The 6,783-nt window shown below is 63.9% G+C and carries 7 protein-coding genes; 5 read left to right on the forward strand and 2 right to left on the reverse strand.

Features of this window, described 5'->3' with window-relative positions:
- Positions 1-6 precede the first annotated feature (6 nt).
- Complete coding sequence (locus ACO1P8_RS23870; RefSeq protein ID WP_486298325.1) at positions 7-441, forward strand: hypothetical protein; 435 nt, start codon at positions 7-9, stop codon at positions 439-441.
- 64 nt (positions 442-505) lie between these two features.
- Here ACO1P8_RS23870 and ACO1P8_RS23875 read toward each other — a convergent pair whose 3' ends face one another.
- A complete protein-coding gene (locus ACO1P8_RS23875; protein ID WP_486298326.1) occupies positions 506-1,435 on the reverse strand; it encodes a LysR family transcriptional regulator in 930 nt (309 codons plus the stop codon).
- 123 nt (positions 1,436-1,558) lie between these two features.
- On the opposite strand from ACO1P8_RS23875, the gene ACO1P8_RS23880 reads away from it, so the two are divergent.
- The 4 genes from ACO1P8_RS23880 (at position 1,559) to ACO1P8_RS23895 (ending at position 5,596) form a co-directional block, all read left to right on the forward strand.
- A complete protein-coding gene (locus tag ACO1P8_RS23880) occupies positions 1,559-2,704 on the forward strand; it encodes a C45 family autoproteolytic acyltransferase/hydrolase (RefSeq protein WP_486298327.1) in 1,146 nt (381 codons plus the stop codon).
- Positions 2,705-2,763: 59 nt separating this feature from the next.
- The gene (locus tag ACO1P8_RS23885; protein WP_486298328.1) at positions 2,764-3,804 is read left to right on the forward strand and encodes a Bug family tripartite tricarboxylate transporter substrate binding protein; all 1,041 of its coding nucleotides are present in this window, start codon (positions 2,764-2,766) and stop codon (positions 3,802-3,804) included.
- An 86-nt stretch (positions 3,805-3,890) separates the two neighbouring features.
- The gene (locus ACO1P8_RS23890; protein ID WP_486298329.1) at positions 3,891-4,718 is read left to right on the forward strand and encodes a polysaccharide deacetylase family protein; all 828 of its coding nucleotides are present in this window, start codon (positions 3,891-3,893) and stop codon (positions 4,716-4,718) included.
- The gene (locus ACO1P8_RS23895; RefSeq protein ID WP_486298330.1) at positions 4,715-5,596 is read left to right on the forward strand and encodes a polysaccharide deacetylase family protein; all 882 of its coding nucleotides are present in this window, start codon (positions 4,715-4,717) and stop codon (positions 5,594-5,596) included. Before ACO1P8_RS23890 ends, ACO1P8_RS23895 begins: the two co-directional genes overlap by 4 nt.
- Before the next feature lie 362 nt (positions 5,597-5,958).
- On the opposite strand, the gene ACO1P8_RS23900 is transcribed toward ACO1P8_RS23895, so the two are convergent.
- The coding region (locus tag ACO1P8_RS23900; protein ID WP_486298331.1) for a phosphate/phosphite/phosphonate ABC transporter substrate-binding protein at positions 5,959-6,783 on the reverse strand (825 nt) is incomplete at its 5' end.

The raw sequence follows: 6,783 nt of genomic DNA on the forward strand, positions 1-6,783 counted from the left end.
AATATTTTGAAATACAATCTTTTTTTCAATAACAATGAGAGCAAGCGCGTGTACTACAGAACTACGTTGACTGCATTTACGATCGCCGTCCTGCTGGCAGGCTGCACGACCGGTAAAACAACGCGGGCCCCGGATGCGCCGGAGGTGAGCAGCCACCAGGGTCCCGTATGCTTCCTATCCTCGGCACTACCCGCTGACGTGAAGGCCAAAAAAATCGGCGATCTCGAAAGCAAGAAGGAGTCGTACGGTGGCATGGCGAAAGTGATTCAGGCGGCTGCGGACGAAGCGCGACGTTCGGGCGCTGACGTTGTGTCGAATTTCCAGACGGGCCATCGCGTGGGGTTCGGTGCATGGTCCATTCCGGTCGCCTCTGGTGAGAGCTACAAGCTGGACGACGGCGTCACCATCGACTGCGGAAAACTCGGCGGCACGTTGCGATAGGCGGCGCGCCGCCGCCGTCGAGGCCTATGCAGCCACGGCAATTCCTCGCGTTTTTGGCTTGCACTTAGGTGTGAATCCGGCTGCCCGTCATCAATTGTTCCACCGCCCCCCGCATCCACTTGTGCGAAGGCACATCATCCCACCGTGCATGCCACACCATGTTGTAGTGTGACTTCGCCAGCTTGAATCCCAACTCAAGCACATGCAGCGGGTGGAACTGGGCGATATACATCGCCAGTTTGCGCGGCATGGTGACGGCCAGGTCGGTCTGCAGCAGGATCAACGGCACATGGCTCATGCTGGACACGTATAAATCGAATTGCCGTTGAAACCCAGCCTTGTGCAGCCACGTGTCCACTTCGTTGTCCTTGCCGAACATATCGGTGGTGGTGACGAACCGCAGCTTGCAGAAGTTCGCCGGCGTCAGTTTCGTGCGTGCAGCCGGATGCCCGCGCCGCAGCAGGCACACGCGATCGTCATCGAATAAAGCCAGGGTGCGAAACCGCCCGCCGACGTCTTCGAAGCGGCCCAGCGCGATATCGATGGAGTGGTCCTCCAGCTGCTTTTCCGGCAGCGCCACCCCCTGCATATTGACGAAGCTGAAACGCACCATGGGCGCGTGGCTGTCGCAATAGCTGCGCAGCCCCGGCGCGAGCATCCATTCGATCGTATGGCGTGCCGCGATGCGGAACGTTCGTGCGGATTTCAGGGGGTCGAAGGCGTCGCCGTCTTCCAGGATGCCGCCGATCGTCGCCAGGGCTTCGCGGACGATGGGGCGGATATCCAGGGCGCGGGGGGTAGGGACCAACTGCCGGCGCACCAGGACGAATAGCGGATCCGCGAGCAGCCGCCGCAGCTCCGCCAGCTTGCGGCTGATGCCCGGTTGCGTGGTGTGCAGCCGCGCGGCGGTTTCGGTGGCGCTGCGCGTTTCCATCAATAACTCGAAGACGGTCAACAGGTTCAGGTTGACCTTGCGCAGCGTATCCAGTTCCACGGCGGTCCGATATCCATATCAAAAATGGCATTATAGATTTCGTATAAATAATTTGATGTTATGGGTGCGCGCGCTTAGGATCATCCTCCTCCCCGCGTTCAGGGGATGTGATGGAGAGAATTGATGAGCAGGCAGCCGATAACGCCATTCCCGCTGTACGAGATCGCCGGTGCGCCTCTGGAGCGCGGCAGGTCCTACGGGGAGCAGGCCAGGACGCGCATTGCCCGTTCGATCGAGCACTACAGCGAGCAGGCAGCCCGCCTGAAGCTGGAACGGGCCGAGATCGACAAGATCATCCACAGCTATATTCCCGCGGTGCGCAAGTTCGACGAGAACTACCTGACGGAGATGCAAGGCATCGCCGAAGGGGCGGGCGTGCGGTTCGAAGAGATTTTCCTGCTGAATGCCCGCACCGAAGTGATGAAGCTGGCTGCCAAGCCGGAGCTGCGTGCGCGGCTGCTGGGAGAGACCAATGACGGTTGCACTTCGGTCAAGGTGACGCGCGACGCGACCGCGGACGGGGAGCTGATCCACGCGCAGAACTGGGACTGGAAGGAAGAATGCTCGGAAACGGGCGTGGTGCTGCGCATCCTGCGCGAAGACGGGCCGGACATCCTGACCTTTACCGAAGCCGGCATGCTGGCCCGCTCCGGCTTCAATTCGGCGGGAATTTCGATCACCGGTAACAACCTGGAGTCGGACCGCGATTACCGGCAGATCGGCGTGCCGCTGCCCATGATCCGCCGCAAGGCGCTGGAAAGCCCGTATCTGGCCTGGGCGCTGCATGCGGTCTACGCCACGCCCAAGACCGGGTCGAACAACATGGCGGTGTGCCATCGCGAAGGTATCGCGATCAATTTCGAGTGCGCGCCGGACGAGACCTTCCAGGTATTGCCGCAGAACGGCCTGCTGGTGCACTCCAATCACTGGCTCAGCCCGGTGGCCTTGTCCAAGCTGAAGGACACCGGCATCGCGTTTTCGCCGTGCACGCTGTATCGCGAGCAGCGCGTGCGCGATCTGCTGGCGCCGGATGTCGGGCGTATTACGGTGGAATCGGTGAAGCAGGCGCTGTTGGATGATTTCCAATCGCCGTGGTCGGTGTGCCGGCCGCCGCGGGGCGATTTCGGGCGGGATACGCGCAGCGCGACGGTTTCCACGGTGGTAATGCAGCCGGCGCGGGGCGTTATGGAGGTGGCGAACCTGCCGGCGCTGGATCCGACATTTACAAGGTATGAGCTTGCACAGAGCAAGGATCGGCACGCGGCATGAACCGAGAACCGCCATACGGTACGAAACGAGTTTTTCAGAACATCACAGGGGAACGAGCCATGAACCAAGCATTTGAAATCGCCCAGCCGCGCCGCGGCATTGTCACGGGCAAGGTCGCCCGCATCGCGGCGGCCCTGGCGGTCGCGGCGGCAGGCGTCGCCATCGCCGTACCGGGGACCGCGTCCGCACAGGAAGGCGATAAGTATCCTTCGCACCCGATCCGCCTGATCGTCCCCTTCGCCGCGGGCGGCGGCACGGACATCCAGGCGCGTATCGTCGCGCAGGAAGTCGGCAAGGTACTGGGCCAGACGGTCGTGGTAGAGAACCGGCCCGGCGCGGGCGGCGGGATCGGCGCGGCCTTCGTGGGACAGGCCAAGCCGGACGGCTATACCTTGCTGGTGGGATCGACCGGCACGCACGGCGCGAACCAGTTCCTGTATTCCAAGCTGCCCTACGACCCTGTCAAGGACTTTACGCCGATCACGGTTCTGGCGACTTTCGACAATGTCGTGGTCGTGCCGGAGTCTTCCAAAATCCACACCTTGAAAGAGCTGGTGGATACGGCCAAGGCCAATCCGGGCAAGCTCAATTACGGCGTGACCACCGTGGGCAGCTCGGCTCACCTGGCCGTGGAGAAGTTCAATCGCGACGCCGGCATCAAGGCCAGCGGTGTGCCGTACAACGGCGCGGGCCAGGCCACGACGGACCTGCTGGCCGGCCGCCTGGACTATATGCTGGACCTGGTGGGCACGCAGATCGGCAACATCAAGGCGGGCAAGGTGCGGCCCATTGCCACGACGGCGCTCAAGCGCAATGCGGTGCTGCCCCAGGTGCCGACCATCGCGGAGTCGGGCTATCCTGGTTTCAGCGCGGTGGGCTGGGTAGGGCTGTTCGGGCCGGCGGGCATGCCGCAGTCGACGGTGGATACGCTGTACAAGGCTATCGAGAAGGTCTACGCATCGCCGGATTTCCAGGCCACCATGCGCGCCCGTTCTTTCGATATCGCCCACATGCCGCCCGCGGAGTTCTCCAGGTTCCTGGATGGCGAACGCCAGAAGTGGGGCACGGTGGTGCGCGAATCGCACATCAAGCTGGATTGATTGCCATGGACCGGGCCGGCGATCGCCACGGCAATGGCCGGTCCGGATCACCGCTGCAATCGACAACCGATCATCGAGGATCAAGGATGAGGCAAACGACATTTCCGGAAGCGATGCGCTGCGTCGTGCTGATCGGCATCGACTTCGACGGCCCCAGCCACGAAGTTGGGCGCGGCATCGCCCCGCTGGGCAAGCACTCCTGGGGCAATTACTCCGCCCGCTGCGGCGTGCCGCGGCATATGGAGATGCTGGACCGCCATAACATCAAGGGCACGTTCTTCGTCCCGGGCTATGACGCCGAGCGTCATCCCACGACGATCGAGGATATCGATCGCAACGGCTTCGAGGTCGCCGCGCACGGCTACCTGCACGAGGCCTGGGAGCTGAAGACCGAGGAAGAAGAAGCCCTGTTGCGCAAGACGGACGGCATCCTGCGCGACATCATCAAGAAACCCGTTCTTGGCTGGCGTTCGCCTTCGGGACGCAAGAGCGACAAAACGATGAAGGTGCTGAAGTCGCTGGGCTACATCTACGACTCCAGCGACAAGGACTACGACCGGCCCTACCGCCTGCGTTTCGGCAAGGGCCAGGATGACGTCATCGTGGAGTTGCCCAACAACACCTACAGCCTGGACGACTTCCCGTTCTACAAATTCAGCTACACGCCGCCGTCGGAAGTGCTGGCGCAATGGAAGTCGGAATTCGACGCCATCTACCGCAATGACCGGTTCTTCGTCATGTCGCTGCATCCGCGCGCGGGCTGGGGCTCCGGTACGCCGTCGCGCACCAGGGCCCTGTCCGACCTGATCGCCTACATGAAGACGCACGATGGCGTGCAGTTCATGGAGTCGCGGACGTTCGCGCAATGGTGCCTGGACAACAGCAACAATCTCGAAGAGGTGTCGTTCGCATGAGCACGTATACCTGGCCCCATGGCGCCCGCGCGGTCGTCCTGCTGACCGTGAATTTCGACGCGGAATCCTTCGATCTGAAGGAAGTCCCCACCGAACGCATGTTCGGCCGCTATTCCTATGGCCGTTATGCCGTGCGTGCCGGCTTTCCGCGCATGGTCGAGCTGTTCGCCAAACACGGCGTGCCGGCGACTTTCTTCGTTCCCGGCATGGACGCGCGCCGGCATCCGGCGCTGATCCGCGAACTGGTGGCCCATGGGCACGAGATCGCGGCGCGCGGCGTGGACCTGGAGAACTTCGCCACCCTGGGCGATAAGGAAACGCAGGTACTGAAGGCGTCGCGCGATATCCTGGCGGACATCGCCGGTGTGGCGCCGCAGGGCTTCCGCGCGCCGGGCGGAGAGCTGTCGTCCAGGACGCTGGATCACCTGGCCGACCTGGGGTTCATCTACGACGCCAGCTTCCAGGATGCCGATTATCCGTATGTGTTCGGCCTGGCGGGCGACAAGAAAGTGGCCGAGCTGCCTTCGACATTCGCGCTGGAGGACGCTCCGGTCTATTCCGCCCGCCACACGCACGCGCGCCTGCAGACGATCTGGCGCGACGAGATCGCGGCGATGCACGCGGAAGGCACGCTGATTCCCATCACCCTGAACCTGCGCGGCGATTTCGGTTCGACGCGGGCGGCCCGCATCGCGGTGCTGCATACCCTGTTGACGGAATTGAAGCAGCTGGGCGACGTGCGCTTCATGACCTGCCAGCAGTTGGCCGAGCATACGCTGTCGCTGAACCTGACGCCCGAGCCGGACCCGCACCGCGCGCACGCCGAGACCCTGGCGAACACGGTCTACCGCGGGGACCTGGCGATCCGCCCACTATAAGGCCGATGTTCTCCGCGCCGGGCACGCCCCTTGCTTGAGGGTAGCCCGAAGCCCGCCATACGTAGCGGGCAACCGAGAAAGGAGAGCGCCATGCGCGGCATTCTGCTATGGCTGTTGGGGATCCCCATCCCGGTCATCATCCTGCTGTGGTTGTTCCACGTCATCTAGGGGACTACCGCAACGTTATCCACGGATAACGCCGATACCAAGAAGAAGCGTATCCCGTTGGCTCGGGCGAGCGAACCGGGTGACAGCTTTGACTCCTACGCGAAGGTATGGCCGCCCGATCCAGGGCGGCCATTTTTTCACGCGGTTGTGATCTGGATCATCGTCGTTGCCTGGCGGAGGGCGCTCCGGCGCGTCTACGCGATTTCCGGGTAATGGCCGGCTTCGCCGTCATCCAGCAGGACGTCATAGCCGCGCGGGTCCACGGGCAGGAAGCGGGCAACGTGCGCGTCATGCAGCAGCCGTGCGCCCGACGTATCCTGGTGCATCGCGAGCAGGGCGCCCGACAGCCCCGCGGACACGTCGGCATCGACGTGGGGACCGCTGACCAGCAGCGGATTCGGCGTCCATGGCGTGCAGGCGACCGTGCATAGTCCCTGCAGGACGGAGGGATCGTGGGCGCGCAGCAGATCCAGGTACCAGCCGTCCACCGCGGTGATATCGATGTCGTTCTCCCGCAATGCCTGCAACAGGCCGCGCGGGTTGCCGTAGGGGCCCTTGCTTTCCCGGAAGAGCGATCCGCCGCGTTCGCGCGCCAGCAATGCCAGCATCCGGCGGGGGGCATTCCATCCCGATTGCGAGTCGCGCACCATCCAGCCGTAGCGGCTGCCCAAAGCGTCCTCCAGGCGCGTCCATCCCGCATCGCCGCGCACCAGGAACTCGCTGCGATAGCGGGCCTGGCCGCCGTAGGCGGGCCAGTCGGGCGCCACCGCGGCAACGGGGGTGTAGGCTTGCCCGGCCCGTCGCGCCTGCGCGTAAGGCCAGCCGCACATAAAGGCGCCGCATAGCCCGGGCCGCGTCCACAGCTCGCCGATCGGCGTGGGCCAGCCATGCTCGACGAACGCGATCTGCAGGCCGGCGCGCCGGTGCGCCTCGCGCAGCAGCGCGTGCCAGGCGGCGCGTGCCGCCGGCGCGACGTCATACATCCGGGTAGAGGCGATCAGCGGCGCGGCCGGCATGGC

This window comes from Bordetella sp. (assembly GCF_057362025.1).